General features: G+C 67.9%; 14 protein-coding genes and 1 pseudogene. 9 read left to right on the forward strand and 6 right to left on the reverse strand.

Going from position 1 to position 15317, the window contains the following annotated elements:
* Nucleotides 1-97 precede the first annotated feature (97 nt).
* Nucleotides 98-411: pseudogene (locus ACH5A8_RS25755) on the reverse strand (hypothetical protein); the annotation flags it as partial.
* A 200-nt stretch (nt 412-611) separates the two neighbouring features.
* Here ACH5A8_RS25755 and ACH5A8_RS25760 point away from each other — a divergent pair.
* From ACH5A8_RS25760 to ACH5A8_RS25775, 4 genes are read left to right on the forward strand one after another with little or no spacing between them, the layout of a single operon-like run.
* Nucleotides 612-2054: an NAD(P)/FAD-dependent oxidoreductase gene (locus ACH5A8_RS25760; RefSeq protein WP_399005691.1), complete on the forward strand. Its 1443-nt coding sequence runs from the start codon at nt 612-614 to the stop codon at nt 2052-2054.
* 60 nt (nt 2055-2114) lie between these two features.
* Nucleotides 2115-2396 carry a phosphopantetheine-binding protein gene (locus ACH5A8_RS25765; RefSeq protein WP_399005692.1) on the forward strand — a complete coding sequence of 94 codons (282 nt, stop codon included), beginning with the start codon at nt 2115-2117 and terminating at the stop codon, nt 2394-2396.
* A 3-nt stretch (nt 2397-2399) separates the two neighbouring features.
* Nucleotides 2400-3206: an alpha/beta fold hydrolase gene (locus tag ACH5A8_RS25770; protein WP_399005694.1), complete on the forward strand. Its 807-nt coding sequence runs from the start codon at nt 2400-2402 to the stop codon at nt 3204-3206.
* Between the two features lie 21 nt (nt 3207-3227).
* Nucleotides 3228-4244 (forward strand): zinc-binding dehydrogenase, encoded by a 1017-nt coding sequence (locus tag ACH5A8_RS25775; RefSeq protein WP_399005696.1) that lies wholly within the window; start codon nt 3228-3230, stop codon nt 4242-4244.
* A gap of 29 nt (nt 4245-4273) precedes the next feature.
* On the opposite strand, the gene ACH5A8_RS25780 is transcribed toward ACH5A8_RS25775, so the two are convergent.
* From ACH5A8_RS25780 to ACH5A8_RS25800, 5 genes are all read right to left on the reverse strand, one after another.
* A complete protein-coding gene (locus tag ACH5A8_RS25780) occupies nt 4274-4765 on the reverse strand; it encodes a MaoC family dehydratase (RefSeq protein ID WP_399005698.1) in 492 nt (163 codons plus the stop codon).
* Nucleotides 4766-4775: 10 nt separating this feature from the next.
* Nucleotides 4776-6794, reverse strand: coding sequence for an acetoacetate--CoA ligase (locus ACH5A8_RS25785; protein ID WP_399005700.1), 2019 nt, complete (start codon nt 6792-6794; stop codon nt 4776-4778).
* Between the two features lie 35 nt (nt 6795-6829).
* The gene (locus ACH5A8_RS25790; RefSeq protein ID WP_399005702.1) at nt 6830-7492 is read right to left on the reverse strand and encodes a 4'-phosphopantetheinyl transferase family protein; all 663 of its coding nucleotides are present in this window, start codon (nt 7490-7492) and stop codon (nt 6830-6832) included.
* A gap of 113 nt (nt 7493-7605) precedes the next feature.
* Nucleotides 7606-8880, reverse strand: coding sequence for an MFS transporter (locus tag ACH5A8_RS25795; protein ID WP_399005704.1), 1275 nt, complete (start codon nt 8878-8880; stop codon nt 7606-7608).
* On the reverse strand, nt 8832-9656 hold the full coding sequence (locus tag ACH5A8_RS25800; protein ID WP_399005706.1) for a BTAD domain-containing putative transcriptional regulator: 825 nt from the start codon (nt 9654-9656) through the stop codon (nt 8832-8834). The genes ACH5A8_RS25795 and ACH5A8_RS25800 overlap by 49 nt, the downstream gene beginning before the upstream one ends.
* A gap of 563 nt (nt 9657-10219) precedes the next feature.
* Between ACH5A8_RS25800 and ACH5A8_RS25805 the strand changes: the two genes are divergently transcribed.
* The 5 genes from ACH5A8_RS25805 to ACH5A8_RS25825 all read left to right on the forward strand — a co-directional run bounded on the left by ACH5A8_RS25805 (nt 10220) and on the right by ACH5A8_RS25825 (nt 15316).
* The gene (locus tag ACH5A8_RS25805) at nt 10220-11560 is read left to right on the forward strand and encodes a cation:proton antiporter (RefSeq protein ID WP_399005707.1); all 1341 of its coding nucleotides are present in this window, start codon (nt 10220-10222) and stop codon (nt 11558-11560) included.
* Between the two features lie 103 nt (nt 11561-11663).
* Entirely contained in the window at nt 11664-12461 is a 798-nt protein-coding gene (fabG, locus tag ACH5A8_RS25810; RefSeq protein ID WP_399005709.1) for a 3-oxoacyl-ACP reductase FabG, read from the forward strand.
* A 670-nt stretch (nt 12462-13131) separates the two neighbouring features.
* Nucleotides 13132-13524: a beta/gamma crystallin domain-containing protein gene (locus ACH5A8_RS25815; protein ID WP_399005711.1), complete on the forward strand. Its 393-nt coding sequence runs from the start codon at nt 13132-13134 to the stop codon at nt 13522-13524.
* Between the two features lie 710 nt (nt 13525-14234).
* Complete coding sequence (locus ACH5A8_RS25820; RefSeq protein WP_399005712.1) at nt 14235-14618, forward strand: peptidase inhibitor family I36 protein; 384 nt, start codon at nt 14235-14237, stop codon at nt 14616-14618.
* A gap of 248 nt (nt 14619-14866) precedes the next feature.
* Nucleotides 14867-15316, forward strand: a complete 450-nt coding sequence (locus ACH5A8_RS25825; RefSeq protein WP_399005942.1) for a hypothetical protein — start codon at nt 14867-14869, stop codon at nt 15314-15316.
* The last annotated feature ends 1 nt before the right edge of the window (nt 15317 follow it).

Raw genomic sequence — 15317 nt, forward strand, 5'->3', positions numbered from 1 at the left:
GCGTCCCCGTCACCTCCACCGCGCTCCGCCGACCCGCGTCACCGCTGCCGACAACTGCTTGGCAGCCTGCGAAAGGCTGTCGCCGCTTGTCAGACGGGATGCGCAACCGGCGGTGTGCGGGAACGAGGGGAACCCGTGGATTCTTCAGGTCCGGGACGCGGTAGGTGATCCGGTCCGCGGCGGCCTTCTCGCCGAGGGCGGGCAATCCGCTGCCGCCGGTCGAGCTGGGGGTGGTCCAGGTGCCGGAGGCGTCGATGACGGCGCGGGCGAAGACGCGTTCCTCGGGGCCGTGGTGGAGAACAGGCGCACGTGCGACCACTCGCGCACCGCGGCACCGGCGGTGGGGCCGGCTTCCAGGACCAGGGGCTCGATCACGATGACGGGCAGCTCGGTGGTGGCGGGCGCGTTCACGGCGACTCCTCGCGTGTTTCGACATGCGTCGATGGCTGCCCCTTCCCCGCTGCGAGGGCCGCCAGGCCACTTCGCACGGACGCGGTTAGGGGGTGCTTTAGCGGTCGTGATCCTGCCGGTTAACTGCCGTGTGGTTACGTGGCGTCGGCACCTTTCTGGAGGGCCGTTCCCGAATGTCACGCGAAGTGAGGGGATCAGTCATGTCCAACGTTCTGGTGATAGGCGGCGGGCCGGGAGGGTCGCTGACGGCGATGTTGCTGGCTCGGGCGGGGATCGACGTCACCTTGCTGGAGCGGGAGACCTTTCCCCGGTATCACGTCGGCGAGTCGCTCACCTCCTCCTGCCGCGTGATGATGGATATCGCAGGCGTACTGGAGAAGGTGGACGCCGCCGGATTCACCAGTCGGCGAGGGGCTCTGCTGAGGTGGGGCGCCGAGGACTGGACCATCGACTGGGCGGAGCTGTTCGGCCCGGACGTGCGCGGCTGGCAGGTGGAGCGCGCGGAGTTCGACGAGATCCTGCTGCGGCACGCGCAGGAACTGGGCGTCGAGGTGGTCGAGGGCGCCCACGTGAAGAAGGTCGTCTTCGACGGAGACCGTCCGGTGGCCGCGGAGTGGGTGGACACGAAGCACGACAACGCCCAGCGGATCACCGAGTTCGACTTTCTCGTAGACGCCTCCGGCCGTGCCGGCGTGCTCGCCTCGCAGCACTTCCGCAATCGCCGGGCCCATGAGATCTTCCGCAACGTGGCGATCTGGGGCTACTGGGACGGCGGCGAGTTGCTGGAGGGAACGCCGCCGGGCGGCCTCAACGTCGTCTCCACGCCCGATGGTTGGTTCTGGGTCATCCCTCTGCGCGAGGGGCGGTTCAGCATCGGCTTCGTGACGCACAAGACGCGCTTCGTCGAGCGACGGAAGGAATTCGCGTCCGACGACGACATGCTCCGAACACTGGTCCAAGAATCCGAGACCGTGCGCAAGCAGTTGGCGGGCGCCGAGTTCATCGGTCCCACGCGCGTCGAGCAGGACTACTCCTACGTGGCGGACAGTTTCTGCGGCCCGGGCTACTTCCTGGTCGGGGACGCGGCATGCTTCCTCGACCCCCTGTTGTCCACCGGCGTGCACCTGGCGATGTACAGTGCGGTACTCGCCGCGGCGTCCGTGATCGGCACGGACAGCGGTCAGATCACCGAGCGTGAGGCGCAGGGGTTCTACGAGTCCCTCTTCCGCAACTCGTACGCCCGTCTCATCGTGCTGGTGTCCGGAGTGTACGAGCAGTACAAGGGCACCGAGAGCTACTTCTGGCTGGCCCAGCGCCTGGTCCGGGAGAAGGAGCGGTACAACCGGCCGAACGGAGCTTTCGCCGAGATCTCCGCGGGGCTCAGCGACCTCAGGGACGCCGCCGATTCGCGAGGCACGAGCGCCATGCCCGAGCTGATCGAGGAGGCGGACCAGGCGCGGCAGCGTGCCGACGAGAACGCCCCGGAGGGACAGACCGCCAATCTCAGCGCGCTGCGCATCGAGCCCAGCGACCTCTACGACGAGGCCTCAGGCCTGTATCTGGTCACGCACCCGACTCTCGGTGTCAAACGCGCACGGCCGGCTGCCGAGCCCGTGAGTGACCGTGCACAGACCGGTCGCTGAGGCTGCAGGCCCAGACCATCGCCCTACCCGAGCCCGTCGAGAGGCAAGGAGAACGAGCACATGTCCGCACTGCCACCCGAAGTGATGTCGTGGTTCCACGAGCAGAACCCGGACGTCGAGGAGGTCGATCCCGACCTCGATCTGTTCGACACGCGCCTGGTCAACTCCCTCTCGCTGATCGAATTCGTCGTCGTCATCGAGAGGGCCAGTGGGCAGGTCATCGACCGACGGCAGATCAAGACCGACGACTTCCGGACGCTGCGCACGATCCAGGAGAAGTACTTCGCCGAGTCCGCGTCCGACGGATCAGACACGGCGTCGGCCACCACCGGGACCGGGTGAGCCGTGCCCATCGCCACTGCCAACGGGGTCCGGATCTCCTACCGCGTCCACGGTGAGGGCGTCCCTCTGCTCCTGATCGGCCCCGCGGCGTCACCGGCGGCGGTCTGGGACAGGTACCAGGTCCCCGATCTCGTACGCGCCGGGTTCCAGGTCATCACCTTCGACCTGCGGGGGTGTGCCCCTTCGGACGCCCCGCCGGGCCCCTACACCCTCGACGAGCTCGTCGGTGACACCGCGGAGCTGATCCGCCACCTGGGCGTCTCCCCCTGCCTCGTGGCGGGGGTGTCCCTCGGCGCGATGATCGCCCAGGAGCTGGCCAGGGGGCATTCCGGCCTGGTCGGTGCGGTGGCGCTGCTGGCGACCCGGGGGCGGTCGGACGTCTTCCATGACGCGCTGTCGCAGGGCGTCGCGAGCGCCATGAGGGCCGGGGACGCGGTCCCCGTCGCGTACTCGGCCGTGGCCACGATGAGCCAGCTGTTCGCTCCCAGGACGCTGGCCGACGACAGATTCGCCGATGACTGGTTGACGACCCTCTCCCTGTTCCCGCAGCGGGGGGAGGGGTTCGCCGCCCAGTACGAGGCCACTGTCACCGGCGACCGGCTGCCGGGACTGCGTGACATCCGCTGTCCGTCGCTCGTCGTCGCCTTCGCCCACGACATCGTCATGCCGCCCGCCATGGGCCGCGCGGTGGCCGAGGCCATCCCGGACTGCCGTTTCGAGCTGCTGGAAGAGTGCGGGCACTTCGGGTTCCTGGAGCGACCCGCGGAGGTCAACCGCATCCTCGTCGATTTCTTCCGCACGACCGTGTGACGCCGATTCCCAGGAGAGTTCATGGAGCACCTGCCTTCGACCGCGGCCGACGGCCGCCGGGCCGCCCGTGTGGAACTGCGTCAGCCGAGCCTCGGCGAGCTGCGATTCGAGCTGGTCGCGACCGAGCCGGAACCGCCGCGTCCGGGCGAGGTGACCATCCAGGTGTTCGCGGCCGGACTGAATTTCCGTGATGTTCTGACGGCGATGGGCCTCTCCGCGGCGTACTTCCAGGACGTGCCGCGGCCTGGCCTGGAGTGCGCCGGAGTCATCACCGCGGTCGGAGCGGACGTGGCCGCCTTCCGGGTCGGCGACCGGGTCGCGGCGGTGGCGGAGGGAACCTTCGCCTCCGAGCTCAACGTGCCGGCGACAGTGGTCATGGCCCTGCCCGACCATCTGGATTTCGCGCAGGCCGCCACCTTGCCCGTCGCGTTCCTCACCGCCTGGTACGGGTTGGTGCACCTGGCCGGCCTCCGTAGCGGGGAGAGGGTTCTGATCCACTCAGCGGCCGGCGGAGTGGGTACGGCGGCTCTGGCCATAGCGGAACTCCGAGGTGCAGAGGTGTTCGCGACCGTCGGAACCCCGGAGAAGCGAGCGTATCTGCGCGAGCGCGGAGTCGAGCACGTCATGGACTCCCACAGCGTGGAGTTCGGCGACGGGGTCCTCGCCGCCACGGGCGGCGAGGGTGTCGACGTCGTCCTCAACTCCCTCACGGGAGAGCTGCTGCGCAGAAGCCTGGAACTGCTGCGGATCCGTGGCCGGTTCATCGAGATCGGCACGCGTGACATCATGGCCGACGCCGCGCTCGGGCTCGGCCCTTTCCGCAACAGCCTCAGCATGCACAGCGTGGATCTCAGACTGCTGGTCGAACGCTGTCCGGAAGTCATCGGTGGACTCTTCACGGAGCTTGCGCCGTTGTTCGCCACGGGCAGCCTGGCGCCACTGCCCTACACACCGTTCCCGGTGTCGCGGGCCGGTCTCGCCTTCCGCAGGATGATCAGCGGCCGGCACATCGGGAAGATCGTGCTGACATTCGCGTGACGGCAGATCGGCGCGGGCCGTGGTGACTGCTACGGCCTGCGCCGAAGCATGTTCATGATGGTCATCGTCAGGACGGTCTCGCCGTGCTGGTTGAGCACTTCCACGTCCGTGTGCACCAGGCCGCGGTCCGGCTTGGAGCGAGAGACGCGTGCCTCGGTCACCGTGGCGCGGACCGACAGCGTGTCGTCCGGCCGCACCGGACGCTTCCAGCGCACCTCGTCGACACCGGGGGACGCGAGCGATGCGACCTTGCTGAGGTAGTGATCCGCGTACAGACGCATCATCACGGCCGTGGTGTGCCAGCCGCTCGCGATCAGGCCTTGGAACGGACCGGCCTGCGCCGCCGCGGGATCGGTGTGAATACTCTGGGTGTCGAAGCGCCGGGCGAAGTCGAGGATCTCCTCCTCGGTGAGGGTGATGCTGCCGAACACGTGCTCCGTGCCGGGTACATAGTCCTCGAAGTACCGGTCCTCGATGGGCGCGGTGAAGTTGTCCGTCGCGGTCGGCGTGGTCATCGTCATGGGTGCCCTCTCACGCGGTCTGGCGGCCCGACTCAGGTATCCGTTGTACACGATCACGCGTACGGTAGCGGATCGCCGCGTCCTGGAAGGCCGCGAGTGCACCGGGATCGGCCAGAGCGCCCCGGGCCACGACGAGCTCGGGTTCGGCACCGGCGAGGATCTGCTTCACCGGGATCTCCAGCTTCTTCCCGGACAGCGTGCGGGGAACAGCGGGAACCTGGACGATGTGGTCCGGAACATGGTGCTCGGACAGCTCGGTGCGCAGCGCATGGCTGATCCGCTCGCGCAGCCGGCCGTCCACGGCGCCTCCGCCGCGCAGCTCGACGAAGAGCATCAGCTTGTCGGTGCCCGTCCCGGAGTTCTCCACGTGCACGACCAGGGAGTCGGCGATCTCGTCGAGCTCCTCCACCACCGTGTAGAACTCGGCGGTGCCCAGGCGCACTCCCCCGCGCTTCAGCGTCGCGTCCGAACGACCGCTGATCACGCAGGCGCCCTGCTCGGTGATGCTGATCCAGTCGCCGTGGTGCCACACTCCGGGAAAGCGTGCGAAGTAGGACGCGTGGCGCCGCGATCCGTCAGCGTCGCCCCACAGCGCCACGGGCATGCTCGGCATCGGCCGGGTCACCACGAGCTCCCCGGTCCGCCCGGTGACGGGCCGGCCGGCGGGGTCGTAGGCCTCGATCCTCGCTCCGAGACAGCGGCAGCTGATCTCGCCCTCGATGACGGGGAGCAAGGGGACTCCGCCGACGAATCCGGTGCACACGTCGGTGCCGCCCGACAACGACGTGAGCAAAGGCGCGGGTGCCCCGCTGTCGGCTGCCGCGTCGTACACCCAGCGGAAGCCCTCGGCGGGCAGCGGGGCCCCTGTCGATCCGATGCCTCGCAAGCGGGAGAGGTCCAGGTCCCGCCACGGGGTGATCCCGGCCTTGCGGCAGGCCATCAGATACGGGGCCGACGTCCCGAAATACGTCGTCCCGGTTTCCTCGACCAGACGCCACAGGGCTCCGAGGTCGGGATGCGTCGGGTTGCCGTCGAAGAGGACTACGGCGCTGCCCACTGCGAGCCCGGAGACGAGGTAGTTCCACATCATCCAGCCCGTGGTGCTGAACCACAGGAATCGGTCCCCGGGGCCCAGGTCGTGGTGGAGCGCCAGCATCTTCAGATGTTCCAGGAGGATGCCGCCGTGACCGTGCACAATGGGCTTGGGCAGTCCTGTCGTCCCCGACGAGTACAGGACGTACAGGGGATGGCGGAACTCGACTGGGTCGAAGACGAGTTCACCGGTGTCGGCGAGCAGTTCCTCCCAGGTCATGTCGCAGTCCACGTCGGAACCCGCGTACGGGACGGTCACGGTGTGCCGCAGGCTCGGCAGAGCGGCGCGGATCGCCTCCACCTCCGGCGCGCGGTCGACGAGCCGGTCGCCGGAGCGGTAACCCGTGACGGTCACCAGTACCTTCGGGGCTATCTGGCTCCATCGGTCCTGTACGGAGCGGGCGCCGAACTCCGGAGCGCACGAGGAGAAGACGGCGCCCAGGCCCGCGCAGGCGAGCAGGAGCACCACGGCCTCGGGAATGTTCGGCAGGTAGGCGGCCACCCGGTCACCCCGCCCGACCCCCAGACCGCGAAGGCCGCGCTGTGCACGCGCGACCTGGTCGCGGAGCTCGTCGGCGGTGAGCACGACAGCCTCTCTCGTCTGCGAGTGCCCGATCACCATGGGGGTCGAGCCTTCGACACCCGGCATGCTCAGGACACGTTGGGCGTAGTTGAGACGCGCCCCGGGGAACCACCGGACGTCCGCCATGGCAGGAGCGTCGACGAAAGCGGGAGCCGGCGTCTCCGGCGTGATCTCGAAGTATTCCCACACCGACGACCAGAAGCCGTCCAGGTCGGACACCGACCAGCGCCACAGGTCCGTGTAACCGTCGAACCGCAGCCCGCGGTGACTCGCCAGCCAACGCAGGTAGTCGCCGATGCGGGAGCGGTCGAGAACGTCGCGCGGCGGGGACCACAGAGGAGTGTCGGACGTCATCTGGTTCACCTCGAACAAAGTGGGGTTCCGGGCGGTCAGGGGCGGTTGAGGAGCACGGCGCAGCCGACATGACCTGGTGCGGGCTCCAAGGCGATGTCGACCCAGGCCGAGCCGCGGCCGTGATGGTCGTCGCCGATGTCGCGCAACCCGAGGCCGGTGGCCTTCACATATGCCTCACGGCGGGTCCAGATGCGGTACCACAGGCTTCTCCTGTCCGCTGTGTCGGCCAGGGACCACTGCTCGTACTCGGCCGGGGAGAAGAAGCCCATCGCCACCCCGGAGAAGTCCCGCTCCACCGCCGTCTGCTCGACGTCGACGCCCACTCGGCTCCCCCGCGTCACAGCGAGCAGCGTGAGCCGCCCTGAGTGCGAGAGGTTGAAGTCGATTCCAGTGCCGAGAGGTTCGGCCAGGCAGGGCCGGCCTGATGCGTCGGCCGCGAAGCGAATGCGCGACCTCGTCGTCCGCAGCTCGCGGGCGAGGACTTCCCGGGCCAGCGCACGTCCGGTCACGAACTGGGCGCGCGCGGCGCCGGTGACGATACGCGCGAGCTGCGCGCGTTCGCCCTCGGCCAGTTCCGACGTGTACGCGGTGAAGCGCTCGTCGTCCGGCAGCGGGGCTCGCGCGGCCCATACGTGCAGTGGACGGCCGAAGGGCTGGTACTCGCCGAGCAGTTGTGGGTCGTGGCTGATGGTGTCCACGGGCGTTCGCCTCGTTCGGCTGATGCGTCCCGCCGCACGGCGGGCCGCGCGGGGACCAGTCGGTGTGTTGGACGGACCTTAACGACGCCCGCTAAAAGGGTCCTTACCTCCCCTTAAACGGCGTCGGTCCACGTAGTGCGAACCTTGACCGCGACAACCAGGCAGGCCGGTGCCGTCACCGCCGAGAAGGTGACGACGGCGGTGAGCAGGTCGGTGACCGCGGCCAGGAGGCCGACGCCGATGACCGGTAGCCCGACCCCGAAGTACGTGATCATGTAAAAGGCGGAAAGGACCTCGGCGCGGGACTCCTGGGGCGCCGTCTCGTTCACCTTGGTCAGTGCGGCCTTGAACGTGATGCCTTGGCCCGCCCCGCCGCAGGCGGCGGCCGCGAGGAGGAGCCAGAGCGAGCGCGTGCCTCCGGCGCCCGCCAGCGTCCCGAGGCCGATGGTGAGGAGAAGCAGCCCCGCGGTCGGCCGGGCCGCGATGCCCACGCGCGCCACCGCGTACTGCGTGCCCGCGGCGAACAGCAGGAACATGCCCCCTGCCGTGCCGGCCAGCAGAAGGTCGCTGCGGTGCAGGATGGCCGTGGCGTACGACGGGACCATGGCGAGGAAGAGTGCGACCACGGCCCACCCCAGCACGCTCACGGCGCATGCCAGGGCGAAGGGCCGCCGCAGTGCGGCCGGGATGCGGGGCCGGTTGAATCGCCAGGCACCGCGACGCGCCGCCTTGGGCAGTTGGGTGGCGGCTGCCGCCGCCAGGGCGAGCAGGGTGAGTTCGGCGAGGTAGGTCAGGCGCAGCGGCCACGGCGCGTACTCGCCGAGGAACCCGGCAAGGATCGGGCCGATGCCGCCGCCGCCCGTGATCATGGCGGAGGCGAGCACGGAAGCCCGCGCACGATCTCCCGATGGTTCCGTCTCCACCAGGGCGGCGGTGAGCGCCCCCGAGGCCGCGCCGACCGAGATGCCCTGCAGGGCCCGCGCCGCGAACAGCCAGGCGACGCCCTGGGCACAGCAGAACAGGACGGCCGCGATCACCGACAGGGCGATGGCCGGGCCGGCCACACGGCGGTGGCCGATGCTGTCGGTCAATGCTCCGCCGAACAGGGCGGTGGGGATCAGAGCCCCCGCGTACACGGCGAAGACGAGAGTCACCACGAGCGGGGAGAACCCGAACTCGGCCTGGTACCGGGCGTACAGAGGGGTCGGCATGTTCGTGCCGACCGTGAGCACGAAGAGGATGTATGCGGCAGACGCGAAGGGAAGGCCACGGCCACGCCCGGACCGGTCGTGCCGCCCGCCGGTCCGCGTTCTCCCCGGGCCCCGCTGCCAGGTGACGTTCACGAAGCGTACGCCGCGGACAGCAGCCGGCCGTGGTCGTCCAGCCACGGCTCGCGGGCGAGGATCGCGCGGTGCAGATTGCGCAGCCGGTTGCAGGGTTCCATGCCCAGCTCGTCGTGGAGCGTCTGACGTATGCGCTGATACGCGGTCAGGCACTCGGGTATTCGACCGCTGCGGTAAAGAGCGATCATCAGACAGGCGTACACGTGCTCCCACATGGGGTGTTCCTGCGCGAGGCCGTAGAGCTCCCCGATGAGGCCCGCGTGGCGACCGAGCCGTAGCTCCAGGGTGAGACGTTGGGCGTGCAGAGCGTTGCGCCGCTCGTCCAACTGTTGCGCGTAGCCGTCCAAGGCGGGAGTGGTGCGCACATCGGCGAGTGCGGTACCCCGCCAGAGCGTCAGCGATTCGGAGAGGAGCCGGGCGGCGTCCTGGGTGCGGTCGGCGTCGATGGCCTGCTGGATCTCGACCACGCTGGATTCGAAGAGGGCCAGGTCGAGGGTGTGCTCGTCGAGCCGCATCAGGTAGCCGGACGATGTGGTGGTGATGAGGGAAGGGCTCGCGCCCGCCTGGCTGAACTGCCGGCGAAGCTTGGAGACGTAGACCTGAAGCGCCGTGGACGCGGTCCGTGGGGGCGTTCCTCCCCACAGCGCACTGATGAGCCGTGCCGGAGAAACCACGCTGCCCGCGTGCATACAGAACACGGCCAAGAGCGACCGAATTTTGAGTGCCTGCGGAGTGACCTTTTCACCGAGGTCGTTCTCCACGTCCACAGGACCTAAGACTCTGAACCTCACATGCCCTCCACTCGAAATACCGAAGGCCATTTCACCGGGTGGAACAACTGCGCGACAGGCGAAATTAAATCATGGAGGCGGGCATGACAGACGTCAACCCCGTTCAGAGGCAGCCAGATCACGCGATCGATCCCTACCCACCGGCCGCGCGCGATGTATGATCAAGCGTCAGCCAGATCTTAAGTCCGCCCATGTGGCGATATCGACGCCCACACCGGAGAGGGGGCCCCGCACCGCGATGACGCACAATCGCGGCCGGGATTCGGAAAGGGACACCTCTACTCGACAGTAGACAAAATCTTCGCAAAGGAGAGCGGAGCCGCCCCGCTGAACGATGGACCGCCGACCCCGCCGCGTTTAAGCGGCACTTAGGAAGGTCTTTAGTGCCCCCGCCCCTCGCTCCGGGGACGTGACCCCGTGACATGGCAGGGCAATGGCCCTGGTACAGCGTCGTTTAGGCAAGGCTTAGGTGATCCTTCAGCGCCGGCTGACAAGCTCGTACGGCCTATTCGACGAGCGAGCCAAGGGGTGCCATGCAAACTCTCGCCTTCTATTCTCCGAGCGACCCGAATCTTGAGCTCACCCTAAAGGTAGTGGCGGCGGTGCTGGTCGTTCTTGCCGCGTCGGCGGCCTGCGGGTCGCTGGCCCTCGCGTTCAGGCAACCGCGCGTCCTCGGAGAAATGGTGGCCGGCGTCCTTCTCGGACCTACATTTCTGGGGCTCATTCTCCCCGGAGTGCAGAAATCGCTGTTCCCTCCGGACGTAAAACCCATCCTCTATGTGCTGAGCACCCTCGGGCTCACCCTGTACATGTTCCTGGTGGGCGCCGGAATCGATCACAGCGAGAAAGGCGCGAAGAACGGGGCCCACGCGGGAGGAGCGAGCGAAGAAGGCAGCCGGAGCCGGGGCTGGCACGCGATGTTTCTCGCCTTTTCGGGCATGGTCCCCTCGCTCGTACTGGGTGCCGCGGCGGGACTGCTGTGGTACTCGCGACTCTCCAGGGACGACGTCTCCCGCACGGAGTTCGCCTTCTTCATCGGCGGCGCGCTGTCCCTCACCGCCTTCCCCATGCTCGCCCGCATCCTGTACGAGCGGCGTCTGGAGAACTCGCCCCTGGGTAAACTGACGCTGGTAGCCGCGTCCATGGACGACGTCGCCGCCTGGTGCTTCCTCGCAGTGCTGTCCGCCGTGCATGCCGGTTCAGGACCCATGAGCGCGCTCGAGAGCATCCTGCTGGCCGCTGTCTTCGCCGCCGTGATGCTCTTCGGCGTCGCACGCCTACTGCGTCCCATCGGCGCACGGGCGGCCCGGACGAAGAGCCTTACGCTCAGCCAAATGTACATCGTGGCATTCGTCGTCCTCGGCGCCGGCTGGTTCACGGACCGCATAGGGATCTACTCCGTGTTCGGTGGGTTCATCGCCGGCCTCGCCATGCCACGCGACGCCGCCTTCCGGGAGGCCCTGCACGGCAGGATGATGGACTTCGTCAGTGTCTTCCTGCTCCCGATATTCTTCGCTTTTTCGGGGCTCAACACCAAGCTCAGCGGCATAGCCGGGGCCACCATGCTGCTCGCCTTCGCATCCCTGCTGATCGCCGGCTTCGTCGGGAAGTACGTCGGATGCGGGCTCGCGATGCGGGTGACAGGCTTCTCCTGGCGCGAGTCCTGGGCCGTGGGAGGACTTATGAACGCCAGGGGCCTGATGATCCTCATCTTCATCAACATCGGTCTGAGCCAGCACATCATCTCCGAGGACGTCTTCTCGCTCCTGGTCCTCGTCGCCGTGGTGACCACGGCAGCAGCCGTGCCGCTCTACCGGTTGGCCCTGCCGCCGCAGGCGGAGCAACACCTCGCGCCCCACTCGTCCGACACCTCTGCCGTCGCCCATGACGATCGGACCGAGCCGCGCGAGATGGCGACCGACGCGACGTCCTGATCACGGCAGTACACGCCGGCGGGCTACCTTCCGGGGCTTAAGCGGCCCTTTAAGGAACGGTGCTTTGCTGAGGCACCACAGTGGAGCCACCTGGGGAGAGACCTTGTCCAACGACATCGCCGGACCCGAGCCGCTTGCCGCACACAGCACGAGGGACAGCCAGGAGAGTCCGCGCCGCGTCCTTGTCACGGGAGCGGCCCGAGGGATCGGCCGGAGCATCGCCCTGCAACTCGCCACGGAGGGGTACGACGTCATCGGCTGCTACCGGTCCGAGAGCAAGGAAGCACGGACGACCCGGGAAGAGATCGAAGCCTTGGGCGTCCGCACCCTGTTCACCGAGTGCGACGTACGCGACCGCGATGCCGTCGAGGAGATGGTGGCTCACGCCGAGAGCGAGCTGGGTCCCGTCACGGCCCTGGTGAACAACGCCGGAATCACCAGGAACGGCCCCATGCCCCTGCTGGCCGGTGAGTCCTGGGACGACGTGATCGACACCAACCTCACCGGCATGTGGAACGTGTGCCAGTCGGTCCTGTACCGCTTCCTGCGACGCAAGTCCGGTACCTGCGTCAACATTTCCTCGATCGTGGGTCTGAGCGGCTTCGTGACGATGAGCAACTACGCCGCCAGCAAGGCGGGCATCATCGGTATGAGCAAGTCACTCGCGCGGGAGGTCGCGGCCCACGGCGTCCGGGTCAACGTGGTGGCGCCGGGCATCACGGAGACACAGATGATGGAGGACATCCCCGAACCGATGCGGGAGAAAATGCTGGAACGCATCCCGCTCAAGCGGTTCGGACGCCCTGAGGACGTCGCGGAACTCGTCTCCTACCTCCTCTCGGACCGAGCGGCGTACATCACCGGACAGGTGATCCGGGTGGATGGGGGCGCCGCCCTCTGACGTACGCGCGAACGGTCTTCCGTGGTGAGCGCGGCGGCAGCGCGGACTCCACGTACTGAAGTGGCGGAACGTCTCCTATTGCCGTCCGGGCGGCCACGGAAGGGTCGCCTACACCCGTGGATGCGGAACGCGCTGGCAAGGATTGCCACGCCCCTCTCTTCACGCCGTGAATTCGCCGGCGTCGCGGGGACGTACGGCGTGCTGGAGCCGCGGTGCCCGGGTCGGTCGTAGGTGTGTCCGTCCTTGCGGGTCAACGAGAGGTCGACGTGGGACGAGTTGTGCCGCTCGTACATGGGCGGGCGTGCCGGCGGACGCACTGGCGGCGTCCGCCGGCCGCTGGACGGCGGCGCCATCCCCGCTGCGTCTCCGCGCGAGATGCCGAGCGCCTCGTCGCGGTCTCCTTCTGGGCCAGCGAGGCTCCTCGCCCCCATGCCGGCGCAGGTCGGCTGTTGAGCCACCGCTGTACGCGATCGGCATCCACCTCCTGCTGCGCCTTGCCTCCGAGAGCCTGTCCCCCGTGGGAGCTACGCCGAGTTAGCTCTGTGTGGTGACGACTGCGACCCGCACTCTCCGTAGCCTTGCGCCTGGCCGCAGCGCTCGCGCCGGGCCGATGGCGAAGAGATCCGACCAGTTTCGCTTGATCATGTGCATCCAGTAGAGGGGAACAACCATGACGCAGGTGGCCAAAAGAGTTCTCGTCGCAGCGGTGGCCGCTGCGGGCTTGACGTTCGTGATGCCGACGGCCCCCGCCTCCGCGGCCAACGAGACTTCTTGCGGAGACCCCACTCTCCCCCAGCGGACCGATCTCGCGTGGGTGGAAACGAGCACCGGCAACCGCATGTGCTTCGCCAACGCCGGCGACTTGAGGGTGTCTTTCAACGACGTCAGGAATTTCCACTCGGGCAACAACATCGTCACATTCAGCTACATCATCGAGGAGAACGACTACTACACCGAGCGCACCTTGCGCAAATGGCAGGACTACACCATCGACTGGGGCCTGCACGCCCGTGTGTACAACGTGCGTATCTGTGGAGGCCTCGTGGACTGCCCGGTGAGTTGAGGCAGGGTTCGGCGAGACACCTCGGCGATGCCGTCCGCGGCGTAGTACAAAAATGACCTGATCGCGGACCACGAGGGTACCTGCTTCCCGCCTTGAGCCTAAGGGCTGTCCCGTAATCCCTGGCGGGCGCGCGACGACAGCTACGGCGCCTCGCCGCGTTGTCGGAATGCCCGGATACATCCAGTATCCGGGCACCCCTCCGCCTTGCGATCCACCGCATCTGACGCCGCGCACTGATCCACCAGGAATTACGGGACAGCCCTTAGTGGCGGCGAGCCCGGGACACGGAGATTCCCTCAGCCTGCCGCCGGACGGACTGGGCAGTTGAACTGACAGAAGAAGAATCCTTCGCAGACGGGCTCTCGACCAAGAAGTCCGTCTCCCCCGGAGGATTCGTGTGCTCGTCCACCCGTCCGGCGTCGACGTGTCCAGCTCTGCAGTGCGCCTCCTGACGGGCAGGCTCCGCCGATACCGCCGGGAGCACCGACCGGGGCCACGGCTGCGACACGCACCACCACCTTCTCCGGGCTGAAGTGATCGGTAAGCCGTGAGAACGCCACGGGCATTCCTTGCGGAGAACGCGACCAACGTCATTTCCGTGAACCACATGCGCGCAGCAACCGTTCTATGACCAAAGCTCCCTCGTGAAGCAACAGTTGGACACGGCGATCAGGGCCGTGCTTCCTCGGGTGACAACGGAAAGGGTACTCATGAAACTGTCAGTCAAAACCGCGGTAATAGGGGCGGTCCTCGCCTCCACCACCGTACTGATGGCTCCGGGAACCGCATCGGCTGACGACCCCAAAGATGGGGGCGTGCCCCGCTGTTCAGAAGGTAAAGTCTGCCTCTTTGACGGCCACGACAATACCGGGGACGTCCTGCAGCTCGATCCGGTGGACATCCCCAACATCGGCTGGGCGTGGAACGATCGGGCCAGTTCGGTGTGGAACCGCAGCGACCAGTTCGCCTGTATCTGGACCGATGCCGACTATTACGGCTACTGGTTCAGCATCCCGCCGGGCGCGAAGCAGGAACTCCTGTTCGCCTACGACAACGCGGTGAGCGCCCTCGGGTTCGGTGGCTGCGGGGGCTGAGCCGGCTGGCTCAGCAGGACGAACCAGACAGCGATTCCGCTGATGGTGTCTTCTCGATCGGAAGCCTCCTTTCCATACAGCCCGGTGCTTCCTGTCGGCAGGAAGCACCGGGCTGATGCGGCTCAGAGGCCCTGCCGCGCCCGTCGTCCCCCCTTCGGCCCGCCGCGCGCAACCGTGCCATGCCTCGTCTCTCCGACCCGGGCCGCCCGGATCACATCGTCCTCGCCTCCGACGACAAACCCGGCCCGATGTCCACCCCGTACTTCCTGCGTCTCGTCGCCGAGCACCGACTCCGCGCGACCTTCTTCCTGTGGGCCCGTGACGCGCACCGCTCGCCCGGCATGGTCCGCGAGATCGCCGCGGCGACCACGAGATCGGACTCCACGGTCGGCCGCACCGCCCGCTGCTGCGCGGCCCGCGCGCCCCGTACGGCGACTTCGCCCGTGCCCGCGACACTGTCGCCGAGAGCACGGGGCAGCAGCCGACGCTCGTGCGGCACGTACGGCGTCATGTCGACCGCCGCGCACCTGGCCGCCCACCGCCTGGGTCCCACCCCCGTGCTGTGGACCTGCTGGGGCGCCGGTGCCGTAGTACTCCGGTACTACCCGCCTGCCGTTGTTCCGACCGCGGTACGACCGGATCCGGCAGGTGGCGGACTTAGCGTGGCGGAGGAGGCGCCGGGCGTGCCGGGTGCTTGAC

Origin of the sequence: Streptomyces sp. NPDC018610, assembly GCF_044391765.1 — a bacterium.
Taxonomy (GTDB): domain Bacteria; phylum Actinomycetota; class Actinomycetes; order Streptomycetales; family Streptomycetaceae; genus Streptomyces.